Origin of the sequence: Streptomyces sp. NPDC001933 (assembly GCF_042890955.1) — a bacterium.
Taxonomy (GTDB): Bacteria; Actinomycetota; Actinomycetes; order Streptomycetales; family Streptomycetaceae; genus Streptomyces.
Window position 1 is genome coordinate 1 of the sequence record NZ_JBIASS010000034.1, and the last position, 12,643, is coordinate 12,643.

Genomic DNA, 12,643 nt, shown 5'->3' on the forward strand with positions numbered 1-12,643 from the left:
GAAGGGCCAATCCTTCATCGGTCACGCAGCACTGCTTCAAGAAATTCTTCCTACATCGAATTCCCCTCTGCATTCAGGACACACTGGAACAAGATCGAGCACCGGCTCTTCGCGATCTGTTCCAGCGTGACGCCGGGTTCACGGTTGCGCGCGACCCGCACGACGTCCTCGCGGAACTCCTTCGGATACGGCTTGGGCACTGCAACATCCTTCCAGGCCGCCTCTCAGCAAGCCAGGTCAGGTGTCACTTATCCGTGCAGCAGTCCCAGATCCAGCGCAGCTGGTCCCGCTTGGTCGCCACCCACGCAGCCGTCTCTGGACTGTTCACCACGCTCAACGATCTGCGTGCCGCCCAGGACGACATGCGCGGCGCGATCTCCGAGACACACCGCGATCAGGCGCGCGCCGCCATCGTCTTCACTGCGGCAGGCATCGATGCCTGCCTGCGCACCTTGCTACGTGATTCCCTGCACACCCTGCTTTTTACCGAGGGACCAGCACACGGAGCCTTTGTCAGCCATTTCATGTCCGAGCGCCTCAAGGACAAGGTAACCGAGGCCACCAAGAAGGCCGTCGTCAACATCGACCCACGCGCCGCCCTTATCGATCTCTACGTCAAAGACCTCACGGATTCGAGCATCCAGGGCGCTGAGGATCTCGCCAAGTGCCGCAACGCACTCGGACTGAAGAGTGACCCCGCTCTGGACAGCTCGATACTCAAGAGCCACCAGCCCTTCTTCGATGCCCGACACGAAGTTGTCCACGAACTCGACCTCGTAGACCCATCCGGCAAGGGCACCCGCGGCCGCCGCCACCGCGACATCGCCGCTGTCGGTGAGCAGTGCGATGGAGCGCTCCACCTTCTGCACGCCTTCATCGCCCCCACTGCCCGCGCCGTCAAGCAAGCACGGCACGACATGGGATGGAGCGAGACATAACCCTGGTGTTTGGGCTAGGACTATGGGGCCAAGGCGGAGATCGTGGGCCGGAGCACGGGCCCACGCTGACTCACTCCTCCTTGCTGCGGGTGATCCACAGAACTCAAGCGGTACCCCCTGAGCCCGCACCCCCGGCACACCCACCTCTGCCGCCCCGGCCCTCCACACCGCCACGGCCGATTGCCCCGCCGCGCCGCCGCACACGTGGGGGCTGTTGGCCGTTCGTCCGACGGTCGTAGCAGCGAGCGAAGGCCGGCCACCGGGCCGCTTGCTGGCACCGCGGGCGAGCCCTGTCTGTCGATGGAACGGCTGGAACAGCCCAGGTACACACTCTGAGCAGGCCTCTTCCCTCCGGCTATCGCGTAGGAAAGAGGTGGCCCTGAAACGCAAGAAGGCCCGTACTCCCCGCGAAGGTGCTCGCAGGGAGTACGGGCCTTCTTGCGTTTCAGCCGTGCGTGTCAGGTTGCTCAGGTCGCGGGCGCATTGTCTTCGTCGGGTTGGAGTGGCTGGCTGCGGTTACACGGCGGCGGCCAAAAGCGCTACGGCATCGGCCTCGTACGGGTCGCTGAACAGTTGGTGGTCACTGACGTCGAACGGCGCGGACCGCGCGGTAACCCTGAATCCGGGGACGACCGTTGTCTCCCGCCCCTCCAACGCGGCGGTGAGACGGCCGGCGTCTTGGGAGGTGTGCCCGGTCTGAGTGTACGGGCCGAGTCGGAGCAGGGTGTAGCCCTTGCCGTCGGGCTTGCGGGCTTCGACGTAGATGGCGTAATGCGCGGGTTCCATGCCGATGCTGTCGGGGAGGTCCAGGCCTGCTGCGGCGTGGGTGAGTGGCGCGTAGGCCGGATCCCATACACCGAGGATGGTGGCTGTTTCGCAGCGCAGCCAGCCCGGCTTTCGGTAGCGCTCACCGCAGGGCGAGTACGAACCGCCGGGGTGTTGCAGGGCGACGGCGATGATGTCGGGTCCGTGGTTGTCGCCGGGCCGGGTATGAGCCCTCTCGATGAAGGGGCCGACGCGTACGGCGATGTCCTGGCAGCGGCCGGATGTCCAGGGCTCCGGAGAGCGGAGGGCGGCGAGCATCGCGCGAAAAGCGTCGACCACGGCCTGGTCCTCGGGGGCGAGGACAGTGCTGGGCACGGTGCCGCAGCGGCGGAACATACGGCGGATCATCGGGCGGTCTCCTGCTCTGGGTTGGCGGGGCGGGGGCCGGCGGGCGTCTTGAGGACGCGTGGCAGGTGGGCGTGCAGGTGCTCGACTTCGACTTCGCGGCCGCAGTCGTGAAGCGCTTGGGCAAGGAGTTCGGTGAGGCCGCATGCCCTGTGCCTCCCGCCTGCGCATCCGATGGCGATGCGGCGGGGGCCGACGGGCAGGGTCGCGTAGTCGGTGAGGTTGGCGAGCAGCTCGCGGGCGCCGGGGGTACCCAGGACGACGGCCTGGACGCGGGGGTGGAAGCCGTCGAGGTCGAGGATGTCGCGGGCAGCGGCCGGGTCGCGGAGCCGGTCGCGGACGTCTTCGATCCGGTCGGCGGCGGGCGGAACGAGAGAGCCGTCCGGGCAGGTGGGCAGGTGCAGGTAGCCGAACGAGATCAGGCGGATCGGGTGGGTCGGGCGCACAGATGTGCCTCCGGTTCTCTGGGGAAGGGTGGGGACGGCCGGAGCGCCGAGCCTGGTCGGGGAGATCTGGGTGGCGCTCGGTGGTATCAGCGGTACTTGGTGATGCCGGGACTCTTCAGCTGGCCTGCGCGAGGAGCTCGCGGTTGCGCCGCTGCTGCTCGGGCGTGAGAGGCACAGGCTTTGGGCCGTGCCGGTGCCAGAGCGGGGAGGCGGGCGGCTCGGGATAGGCGGGGTCGGTGTCGTGCTGCGGAGTGCTGCTCATGACGAGGGCCTCCCAGTAGGAGGGGTTCAGGCGTGGTCGTCGTCGCGCTGGCTCTTGGGCTGAACGTCGGACGCGAACCGGCCGAGGCGGGCCTCGGTGGGATTCGCGGCGATCCAGTTCTCAGCACACGCTTTATGGACGGGCTCCCCCGAGTGGGAGCGCATTGGCGTGGGCTGCTCGCACAGTGCGCAGGGGCGGTCCTGCCAGTGGTCGAAGTGCTGGTTTCGCGCCAGTCGAGGAGGCCGCCGGGGCCGGGACCAGGCCCGGCTCCAACGGCGGCTTCTTGCTTCGGGTACGGGTCATGGCCGCAGGTCGGGCAGTTGCTGGAGCACCTGCCCGATCAGGTCCTCGGTGGGTTTTCAGGGGCCGAGCTGCCCGCGGGCGGGAATCGGCAGGGCGAGTTCCTGGACGTCCGTAAGCACGAGGTGCCATCGATCGGGTTGTGCCCACTCGGTGCAGGGCTGGGAGCCGGCCGGGTCCTGGTGGCAGTCGATGATCCGGGCGATGCCGATCACGGCGCCGGCCGCCAGGTCGCGGCCGCGGATCGTGCGGGCGACCAGCGGGGTGTGCAGGGCGGCTCGGTCGGTGCTCTGGCCCGCGTGCAGCAGTACCCGGCCCGGCTTCCACGGGCGGGGCCGGTTCTCAATGGTTTTGGCGCCGGTCAGGATGCAGGTCGCCCAGGGCTGACGGATCGTGATGCCGCGGATCCAGTCGCCTTCGATGAGCGGGCTCGGTGTCATGCGGCCCGCCCCCGTACTGCGGTGCCCGGGCGGCCGGCCCGACGGCCGTTGACGCTCGGAACGCGCGCATGGTCGGGGCGGGCCCGGACGATGTCGCCGGTGTGTTTGCCCTCGTACATCGCCGCATCCGCAGCACGCATCAAGGTCGGCAAGTCGCAGCCAGCGACAGCGGCCGGGGTGGCGGCGCCGTGCGTCCAGAACCACTCGGAGAACCGACGCGAGCTGGCGGCGCTCCACCGGGTCGGGGCGGGCGAACAACTGCTCAGCCTCGCTGCGTACGGTGGCGCTCCTTGTCGGTGACGGCAGGATCGGGGAGCTGCTGATAGGTCATGCTTCTGGTCCTTCCGTCAGCGGCCGGTGCGGCGCTGGGTGTCGGCGAGGATGGCCTGCCGGCGAGGCCGGCCGGTCTTGCGCGGGTGGGCAGTGATCACGACGGGTCCCTCCGTGGTCTGCGGGTCGGGGCAAAGCTGTGCCCGCCGTCCGTGGTGGGCGCGGCGGGCGCGGATGGGAGTGGGGGTTACTGGCAGCCGTGGCCCATGGGGAACCAGGCGCCGCAGTAGACGGTGATGTGCTGGCCGTCGGTGGCGGGTGCGGGGTGAGGGTCGTGCACCGGGCAGGCCGGTGTGGAGATGTGGGGCATGTGGGTCTCCGTGGGCTGGCCGCCCGCTGCCCGGTCAGTTCTCGGTGCCGAGCTCGGCCGGGCTGGTGGCCTGACGGCGCGGGATCGGGTCGGTGCGTTCCGGGCTGGGGCGGCGGCCCTGCCGCATCAGAGCGGCGGTTAGGCGGGCTGCTTCGGGGTGGGTGCGCAGGGCTGCGGCGGCTTCGTCGACGACGATCGTCAGGGGCTTCGGGGCGGGCAGAGCGGGGCGGTTCACGGGCTTCTCCATCAGCTGTGGCCGCCGCCCGAACCACGGCGTGGCGGGCGGCGGGTGGGCGGGTGTGGTGTCAGGGCTGGAGCACTGCGGTGGTGGTCCACAGGACGGTGGCCGCGCCGGTGGTGAGGGTGAGCCAGGCCAGCGCGTCGGCCCAGATCCGGCCGCCGGTGCCTTTCGGATCGCGAAGGTCCGCGAACGTGTCGCCGAGACGTGTCTGGAGGGAGGCGAGTATGCCGAGGTCGGTGTACCAGCGTCCGCGCCGGTCGACCTCGCCGGTCGTCTCCCCATCGGGATAGTGGCCACCGTGGAGTGCCTGGCGGTGGTACTCGCCCTCCGCGCCGATCTCCGGCGGGCTGAAGCGGACGGGGCTGGTGGTGCGGCAGAGGGGGCAGCGGTAGAGGTAGCGGCGCAACGTGTTTCCTTCTGCTGACGCAGGCCCTGCACCCCCCTCCCTTGAAAGGGGCTGGGGAGGGGGTGCAGGGCCCGGGGAGGGGGGTGGTGCAGATTTGGTTGTCTGGCTTGTCTTCGCAGGTCAGAAGTTGTCTTGGAGGTTGTCTGCCGGTTGTCTCGACCTTGTCCGCGGACAAGGTCGAGACAACCGGCAGACAAGGTCGGGACAACCTCTTGGGCGGGGTCAGTCGAATGCGGTGAGGGCCGCCTCGATGTCCTCCAGGAGGTAGACGGTGGGCTTGCCCTTCACGTCGGACAGCCGGGTGGATTCCAGCTCGACGTCTGCGTCGGCGAGTTCCTTCTGCAGGGTCCGGGCGACCATTCCGAGACGGATGCGGTCCTCGCGGTCGTCCCACTGCCCCCACCGCCCGGGGTCGTCCTTGCGGAGGTGGTCGTGGATCTGGCCGATGGTCAGGTGCTCCGGGTTGCTCTCGTGAACGAATACTTCGCGCAGGGTTCGGAGGATTCCGGGTGCCTCGGGCCGGGTCTCGGTGCCCGTTCCGGCGGGTGCATTGCAGGCATCGCGGAGTTCATTCCAGGCGTCGAGGAGTCCGGCTTCGGTGAGGGTGTGGGTAAGGTCGGGCAGGCCGGCGGCGGCGCGTTCGGCGCCGAGCCGGGCGGCTTGTTCGGCGTCGATTTCGCGGACCTGGTAGCGGATCGGGCGGTTGGACATGCCGGGCAGGCCGACGCCGTAGATCTGGCCGGCGTCATTGCGGGCGGTGTGGGTGGCCGCGCGGAGCAGGTCTGCCCGGTACCCCTCGGCGACGGCTCCGGCGCCGAGGAGTTCGGTGACGTCGACCCGCCGACAGGCGCCCAGGAGCTTGGCGGCGAGCTTGGGGCCGATGGCCTCCCCGAGGTAGTCCTTCGTGCCGAACTGGCTGCCGCCGTAGACCCAGATCGCTTCCTTGCGGCCCAGGAGCAGCAGCTTGATCAGCAGGGCCTTGGCGGTGGGGGAGAGCTGGGGCCACTCGTCGACGAACGCGCAGATCGCGGGGTGTTCGGGGCTGACCTTCCATTTGTTGCCCCAGCCGTAGGCGGCGCGCTGCCGGGCCCGGGCGGAGCACCAGGCCAGGAGGAACTCGAGGACGGCGATGATGAGGTCGTCGTCCATGCACGCGGTCAGGGTGATGGCCGGCCCGAGGTCGCCGACCCCGGTGCCGACGGGGTCGAGGTTGAGGATGACGGCGTCGCGGGTGGAGGTGACGGCCTCGGCGGCGGCGAGCATGACGCCGCTCTTGCCGCCGCCGGAGTCGGCGACCATGAGCAGCATCAGCCCGGCCAGCGAGAACGTGAGCGGGGTGGCGTCCATGGCGACACCGAAGTCGAACATGTCGGTGATCGATGCGGACAGCGGCGCCCGGTAGGGGACCGGCCCGACCAGCTCGGGAGTGAACGGATCGGTCAGGATCATCCGGACCGTGCAACTGCCACCGTGCTCCGGATCCGACTCGATCAGCAAGCCGTTGCGGCGGAGCTTCAGCAGGGTGATCAGGTTCCGGTAGGCCTGGGACTCGTTGAGGTCGTCAGGGCTTCCGGTCTTGAAGGAGACGCGTGCGGACCAGCCCCACGGCTCCTTCGTACCGTCGGTGACGGCCTCGATGTCGCCGCCTTCGTGAAGGATCGCGCGGCGCAGCGCTTCCTCGGCCTGTTCCACGGTCGTGACGTCGCGGACCGGGAACGACGTCAGGTCCACGGTCTCGGGTGCGGGTTCGGTGGTTGCGTCGGAGCTGTTCTGGGCGCTGCTGGCAACGGGTTCGAGTTCGGGTGGTCCGACGAGGTCGGCGGGCAGGGCGCGTTCGGTGAGGGCAAGGGGGTGGTGGCCGAGCCACCAGGCGGCCCCGGCCAGGACCGGCAGGGCCAGGAGACCGACGGTGGGTGCGGCGAGGACCAGGGCGAGGGCTGCGGCACTCGTGGGGACGATGACCCCGGCGAACCGGCCCAGGCTGCGCACGGTGCGGTAGCGGCGGACCTGGTCGGGCGTGGGCTGCAGCAGCTCGGTCTGGAACGGAATCCGCCCCAGCGCGGTGCCCGCGCGGGCCTTCAGCTTGAGCTCGGCGTGCGTGTTCTTCAGCCGGGCCGCCTCCTGGGGGGTGAGACCGAAGTCGACGGCCTCACGGGCCAGCTTCTGGGCCCGCTTGTTCAGCCGCTTTATGTCGGCGGTCGTGTCCTCGCGCTGCGCGGTGTAGACGTCGAGATGCGCCTTGACCAGGCGTCGGCGGATCTCCTCGTCCGACATGGAACCCAGGGTCGTCCAGTGGACAGTGGCCGCCCACCCATGACGCAGGCCAGGACCGGTCTGCCCGGCCACGTAACGGGCCGCGACAGCGGCGTAGAGGGCAATGCTGCGCCTGGTGCTCGCAGCGCGGTGAGCGGCGTTCCCGCGCTGCTGGTCCTGCTCCTGGTCGTTTTGCCGGGGGCCGGGGTCTTCGTCGTCGACGATTTCGGCCCAGACGTATTCGCCTTCGTACGGTTCCACCTGGCCGTGGGTGGGGTGGGTGGTGCTCATTTCTCCTCCATGCGGGGGTCGTTCGGAACAGCGCGAAGGGGACCGGGCCTCGGTGGGGCCGGTCCGGGGGTGGCTGGGGGTGGTTTCGGGCCGGGGTGGCCCGCCACACGCCCGCGGTGGCGGGGGTGTGGGGGACCATCACGGCCCGGCGCCTATCCGCCGAAGACCCAGAAACCGACGTTGTTGCTGATCAGAACAGCGGAGTTGAGGGCGATTCCGAGGAAGCCGACGCCGCTGCCCGCGGAGATACCGATCAGCGTCCCGCCGGCCATTTCCCGCCAGTCCTTCGGCCTCCAGTTGGATGCGTAGGACTTCACGAGGAACCAGACCAGGATGCAGATGCCCAGCAGCGCCCCGAACGCGTTGACGGGGGTGACGTGGGTGGTGGGCGGGTTGGCCGGGCTCTGGGCTCCGGCGAGGCCCTTGATGGCCTGCTCGCCCGCGATGTTCATGCCCACCCGCATGGCTCCGGCGCCGCCGCCGAGCAGGCCGGCGGAGTTCACGGTGACGGCCAGGACCGCGAGGGCCACGAGGAACACGGTCTTCTTGTCCCTGAGAACGTTGAACTTGAAGCCGGCGATGATCAGGACGAGGGCGATCGCGCCGAAAGCGATGGTGCCGAAGCTCCCGTTGGCGACCGGGTTGTCGAAGAGGTTCATGGTCAGGCTCCAGTGAAGAGGCGGAGGAAGTAGCGGCCGGTGAGGACGATCAGGCCGCAGGGGATGGCCCAGATGACGGGGCGGGTGACGATCCAGCCCAGGCCCGAGGACAGAATCTTCCGGGCGGCCTGCCAGACGGTCCCGCCGACGAGGGCGGCCGTCTTCACCAGGACCCTGCAGATCGCGCCGAAGGGGCCGGGGACGACCTGGCCCACGAGGACCGGGGCAATGACGCCGAAGGCGACACCCACGGGCCCGAGCATCGCGTCGGTCAGCGTGTGGGTGTCGAGGACATGGGCGACCCACTGGGCGGCCGTGCGGTCGCCCAGCGGCACCAGGGTGACCGCCAGGATCGCGAGGCCGTTGCGCTTGAGCTGCAGACGCCCCCAGTCGACCGGATTACCGTCCGCGTCCTCACGGTTGAACCGCTCGATCAGACCCGTCGCGATGTCGATCCAGCCGACCCCCAGAGCAGCAGCGGCCACACCCTCAGCGGCGCGCCCGGCGACGTCCGTCCAGTCCGGGCCCGCACGCCCGCCCTGCTCGGCACCCGCCCCGTCAACCGCGGTGTCGATGTCGGCCTCGTCGGTGGTCTTCGCGGCGAAGAGGTCTGCGCCGTTGTGCTGGTCGGGGACACGGCTTGGAGGGGCAGGGGGCGGGACGGTGCCGGTGATGGGGCACACGACGTACGTCTCGGCCGCGAGCGCGCAGCCCTGGCGGATCGGGCAGGTCGCGCAGCAGCCCCCGTCGACGGCACCGGGCCACTCTGTGGACGGCTCGTCCGCCGTGTCCTGGAGGGGCCTGGCGGTCGTGTCCGTCACGATGCCACCCGGCCCGATGCCACCTGCCCGTAAAGCCAGGCACGCACCGTCATCTCATCCAGGTCCGGGGCACCCACCGGGGCGGCGGGATCCGTGGTGAGAACGGAGTGGAAACCGCAGGGCAAGGGCAGCGCGGCAACGGGCTTCGCAGCGGGCCCGAGACGCCCCGGGAAACGGGTGACAGTGGCACCCGGGGCGGCGAGGCGCCGCAGGTGACGCAGACGGCGCGGACGGCGAATGTGCAGGCAGGCGAACAGCACGAATACTCCAAGGAGATGAGGCCGCGGGGCCGCACCGGCATCCGGTGCGGCCCCGCGGAAACGTGTAGGTGAGGTGCGGGCGGGCAGGTCAGCGGGTGCGCCACCAGCCGCCGCGGTCCTGGCGGGAGCGCTCGGAGGCTTCCCACGCCTGGCCCTGCCTGTCCGCCGCCCTCGCGTTGCGGTGGTGGCCTTCGCGGCGCTTACGGGCCGCCTTGTCGCTCGCGGACTCGCCGCCGTACTGCTGTGCGAGCTTCTGGTCGTTGCCGATCAGGCCGAAAAAGGCCATGGTGATTCCACTCCTGACGTCGTGTTGGGGGTGAGGGCCGCTCCTGGCCAGGCCCTGGAAAGCGGGCCGGGAGCGGCTCGGTCTGCCGGTCTGGCCGGCGGGCCGTGTGCTGATGGCGGTGCTCGCCGGGTCTGCTCGCCGGGTCTGCGAAGCCGTGGCTCCGCTCGCCGGGTCGCTCGCCGGGTCTGCGCCGGGTCGACTGCGTGCTGTTTCCGGCAGTCGCAGCGAGGGCCAGTCCGCACGGATGCGGGCTGGCCCTCACTGGTGGTGCCGGACGGTGGTCAGGCGCTCGTGTCCTCGGACTCCTCCTCGTCCTCGAAGTTCTCGCCGCCGTCCTCCTGGGCCAGCAGCGCGCCGAACGCGATACGCACCCGCGCCTCACTGCCGACGAAACCGGCGCGTCGGAACGCATCGCGGGCCTGCCGGTAGGAGCGCGGCGGGTCGTCCGCGTAGCGCAGGTGCCGCAGGACCACGTCCAGCTGCTCGTCGGTCAGCGGCCGGCCGGGCTCGGGGACCGGCACACCCGACACGGCCGCGAGGTCGGCGAGCGTGACGGTAGGTGTGCCGCTCGGGTGTGCCGGTGTGCCGGACGGCGGCACACCCGGTGTGCCGGTCGGTGTGCCGGTTCCGGTCGGCAGCGCGCTGACCTGCGTGCCGCTGCCGTGCCGGTCGCCGTCGGGTGTGCCGGGCAGCGCCGGGGCGGCCGCCGACCACTGTCCGAGCTCCGGCAGACGGATCGCCGCCACGGACGCCGGCAGAACTTTCTCGGCGACCGTCTTCGCGGTGGTCTCGGCCTGGCCGTGCAGTTCCTCGGTCATCGTGTGCTGCGCCTTGAGGACGCCCTTGCGGTAGGCGGTCTCGGCCTTGGCCACCTTCTTCTCCAGGGCGGCGGCCAGTTCCAGGAGCTCGATGCGGTGCGCGGCCTCCGCCTCCATCTCCTCCAGCTTGTCCGCCACCGTCTGCCGCTTGGACTCCAGGGACTTCCGCGTCCCGGCAGACACCTTTCGGCCGAGCGACGGCAGGGCGATCCACCACGCGAGCTTGGTGAAGACGATCGCGATCGGCGTGAGGACCACGGCCAGGTCGATGCCCGGCTGGGACCGGGACAGGATCAGGTCGGCCGTCGGGATGGCCGCGTTGACGACCGTGAGAGCCAGACCGGCGTACTGCACCCGCCAGGCCCGGCGGCGGTTGTTCCCGGCCAGGATCTCCGTGCCCTGGAACACCACCCACAGAGCGTCCAGCGCGCCCACGGTCGGCACGGCCCACCCGCCGAAGCGCGGCTCGAGAATGTCGTAGGACACGGCCACGCTCAGGACGGCCACGCCCAGCGTGACCACCCCCAGAACGGTGAGCACGACCCCGCGCGAAGTGACCCTCCCGCCCCAGCCCTTGTCGTCCTTGTTGTTCTCCTCCACCGCTCTCTCCTTCTTTCTGGTGCGTGAAATCGCGGCCGGCATCAGCCGACCTGCGATGCGGATCAGCCGGCCGCGGCTGTCAGGCATGGGGAAGTTCCGGGCGCCGGGAGGCGGTCACGGTCTGCGCGGTGAGCCAGGCGACGGCGGCCGGGGCCATGTCGGCCGCGCCCGTGTCGGTGTCGAGCGGGGCGGTGTCGATGTCGTGCATCGCGTCGGCCGGCGGCAGCAGCCGCATGTACGGGGAGCGGGCCAGCTTGATCAGACCGCCGGTGCTGTCCAGGCGGGCCAGGGTGTAGCGGGTCTCGCCGCTGGCGAAGGGGATGGTCGCGTCGACCCGGCAGACCACCGTGTGGCCGGGCTTGCCCGTCCAGAATTTCTCGGGGTCGCGGTAGAGGACGTAGTCGTCGCACCGGTAGGTGACCGGCGCGACGACCGTGACGGCGTCGGGGGTGTGCGCGTGCATGTGTGTCTCCCTCAGATCGGGTCGGGTCTGTGCCCGGAGTGGGGTTTCACGAAAGGCCGGCTGCCCCTGGGGTGGGCAGCCGGCCGGGGAAAAGAGCACAGGATGGGCAACGACTTCGTGGCCCGTCCCGTGTCATGGGCGGCGCGGGGCGCTCACTTGCCGTTGAGTCCGAGCACCGACTGGGCGTGCCGTTGAAGGGCTTCTTCGGCCTGCTGGCGGGCTTCCTCGGCCTTGGCCGCGGCCTCGGCGGCAGCGGCCGCTGCCGCCTGCTGGTCCTCAAGGGCGCTCATGCGGCGTACCCCCTGGCCTGCTCGCTCGCCTTGAAGACGATGTCGGCGGTGGTCATGCGGAGGACTGGCTGGCGGTCGTACGTGCCGGGGACCATGTCGGCGAAGGTCCGGCGAGCGCGGCGGCCGGCCGTCCGGGCGCGGTCGTCGCCGTCGACAAGAAGGTGCTGGACAACCTGGTGGAACTCGGTCTCGTCGGGCATGGGGCCGAGGTCGTTGTCCTTCTCCTCCTGGTCCTCGTACCACCCGGCACGTGGGGAAATTGCCATAATGGTCATGCGGATCAGCTCCTGTGAGAGGTCGCTGTGGTCCGTGCTGGCCCCCGGCACATATGGCGTCTTCAGCGCCGTGTCGGGGGTCGCCCCATTCAGGGGCGGCGCACGGTGGGGTCCTGTAGCCCCACGCCGCCACCAGCCCGCGATGCGGCGGGCTGGGGACGACGTGGAGAACAGGAGCAGGTCAAGCTGCGACCACGAGGCCTCCGTCTTCTCGGGCAAAGACGAAGTCGAAGGTGCTGTCGGCACCGGCCGCGTTGTAGACAGTGATGTCCCAGGCCCTGCCCTGGTCAGCGATCTGCATGACCATCGCCCCGATCCGCTCGACAGCCTCACGCGACAGGCCCTGTTTCGTAGTCGGCCCGGCGTTCATCGTGTAGGCGAGCGTGTACCGCTCGCTGCGGGCCGCGGCGGTGCGCTCCAGGAGGTGCTGCCAGTCGGCCGCGGCAGCGGCGGCGAGGCGGCCGGGCTGGCGGATCTCCCGGTCGACTGCCAGTTCCTGCCCGGTTCGGCCGCCGCGGACCAGGCCGTCGCTCGCCCGGTCGCCAATCCCGTCGCGCAGTGCGAGTTCCTCGCACGCCGGACGGACTGGGCAGCTCTGGCAGAACCGCTGTGCACTGGCCCGCTGCGCTGCCCAGATCGCGGGCGGCAGACCGTCGTTGCGGTTGAACAAGGCGCGGTCGATCCGGCCACCGCAACGGGCACCGGCGGCGACGGCGGCCTGGAGCACGGGGCGGCGAGCGAGGCGGGCGGCCTCGGGCGAAATCCTGTCGAGCGTCATGGCTGT

17 protein-coding genes and 1 pseudogene are annotated in these 12,643 nt (G+C 70.3%); 1 reads left to right on the forward strand and 17 read right to left on the reverse strand.

The genetic code is table 11. The features are described 5' to 3' along the window. Positions 1–938, forward strand: a 938-nt coding sequence (locus ACFYY7_RS40665; protein WP_388669976.1) for a hypothetical protein, incomplete at its 5' end; no start/stop codon positions are given. A gap of 516 nt (positions 939–1,454) precedes the next feature. Here the strand turns inward: ACFYY7_RS40665 and ACFYY7_RS40670 are convergent. From ACFYY7_RS40670 to ACFYY7_RS40750, 17 genes and pseudogenes are all read right to left on the reverse strand, one after another. Beyond that, positions 1,455–2,111, reverse strand: a complete 657-nt coding sequence (locus ACFYY7_RS40670; RefSeq protein ID WP_388669979.1) for a hypothetical protein — start codon at positions 2,109–2,111, stop codon at positions 1,455–1,457. Further along, positions 2,108–2,554, reverse strand: a complete 447-nt coding sequence (locus tag ACFYY7_RS40675) for a hypothetical protein (protein WP_388669982.1) — start codon at positions 2,552–2,554, stop codon at positions 2,108–2,110. The genes ACFYY7_RS40670 and ACFYY7_RS40675 overlap by 4 nt, the downstream gene beginning before the upstream one ends. 115 nt (positions 2,555–2,669) lie before the next feature. Then, entirely contained in the window at positions 2,670–2,816 is a 147-nt protein-coding gene (locus ACFYY7_RS40680; RefSeq protein WP_388669985.1) for a hypothetical protein, read from the reverse strand. 359 nt (positions 2,817–3,175) lie between these two features. Next, entirely contained in the window at positions 3,176–3,556 is a 381-nt protein-coding gene (locus ACFYY7_RS40685; protein WP_388669988.1) for a hypothetical protein, read from the reverse strand. Beyond that, positions 3,553–3,744 (reverse strand): annotated as a pseudogene (locus ACFYY7_RS40690) (GGDEF domain-containing protein); the annotation flags it as partial. The pseudogene ACFYY7_RS40690 and the gene ACFYY7_RS40685, both read right to left, overlap by 4 nt. A 329-nt stretch (positions 3,745–4,073) precedes the next feature. After that, a complete protein-coding gene (locus tag ACFYY7_RS40695) occupies positions 4,074–4,196 on the reverse strand; it encodes a hypothetical protein (RefSeq protein WP_388669990.1) in 123 nt (40 codons plus the stop codon). Positions 4,197–4,230: 34 nt separating this feature from the next. Beyond that, entirely contained in the window at positions 4,231–4,431 is a 201-nt protein-coding gene (locus tag ACFYY7_RS40700) for a hypothetical protein (protein ID WP_388669993.1), read from the reverse strand. A 70-nt stretch (positions 4,432–4,501) separates the two neighbouring features. Next, positions 4,502–4,843 (reverse strand): hypothetical protein, encoded by a 342-nt coding sequence (locus ACFYY7_RS40705; RefSeq protein ID WP_388669996.1) that lies wholly within the window; start codon positions 4,841–4,843, stop codon positions 4,502–4,504. 222 nt (positions 4,844–5,065) lie between these two features. Beyond that, positions 5,066–7,387, reverse strand: a complete 2,322-nt coding sequence (locus ACFYY7_RS40710; RefSeq protein WP_388669999.1) for a hypothetical protein — start codon at positions 7,385–7,387, stop codon at positions 5,066–5,068. Between the two features lie 152 nt (positions 7,388–7,539). Beyond that, positions 7,540–8,046 (reverse strand): hypothetical protein, encoded by a 507-nt coding sequence (locus ACFYY7_RS40715; protein WP_388670002.1) that lies wholly within the window; start codon positions 8,044–8,046, stop codon positions 7,540–7,542. Between the two features lie 2 nt (positions 8,047–8,048). Then, a complete protein-coding gene (locus tag ACFYY7_RS40720) occupies positions 8,049–8,867 on the reverse strand; it encodes a hypothetical protein (protein WP_388670005.1) in 819 nt (272 codons plus the stop codon). A gap of 348 nt (positions 8,868–9,215) precedes the next feature. Next, on the reverse strand, positions 9,216–9,413 hold the full coding sequence (locus ACFYY7_RS40725) for a hypothetical protein (RefSeq protein ID WP_388670008.1): 198 nt from the start codon (positions 9,411–9,413) through the stop codon (positions 9,216–9,218). Between the two features lie 281 nt (positions 9,414–9,694). Further along, a complete protein-coding gene (locus tag ACFYY7_RS40730) occupies positions 9,695–10,831 on the reverse strand; it encodes a hypothetical protein (protein WP_388670011.1) in 1,137 nt (378 codons plus the stop codon). A 79-nt stretch (positions 10,832–10,910) separates the two neighbouring features. Further along, entirely contained in the window at positions 10,911–11,294 is a 384-nt protein-coding gene (locus ACFYY7_RS40735) for a hypothetical protein (RefSeq protein WP_388670013.1), read from the reverse strand. Between the two features lie 152 nt (positions 11,295–11,446). Further along, positions 11,447–11,584, reverse strand: a complete 138-nt coding sequence (locus ACFYY7_RS40740; protein ID WP_388670016.1) for a hypothetical protein — start codon at positions 11,582–11,584, stop codon at positions 11,447–11,449. Beyond that, entirely contained in the window at positions 11,581–11,859 is a 279-nt protein-coding gene (locus ACFYY7_RS40745) for a hypothetical protein (RefSeq protein WP_388670019.1), read from the reverse strand. Before ACFYY7_RS40745 ends, ACFYY7_RS40740 begins: the two co-directional genes overlap by 4 nt. 181 nt (positions 11,860–12,040) lie before the next feature. Further along, a complete protein-coding gene (locus ACFYY7_RS40750; RefSeq protein ID WP_388670022.1) occupies positions 12,041–12,637 on the reverse strand; it encodes a WhiB family transcriptional regulator in 597 nt (198 codons plus the stop codon). Positions 12,638–12,643 lie beyond the last annotated feature (6 nt).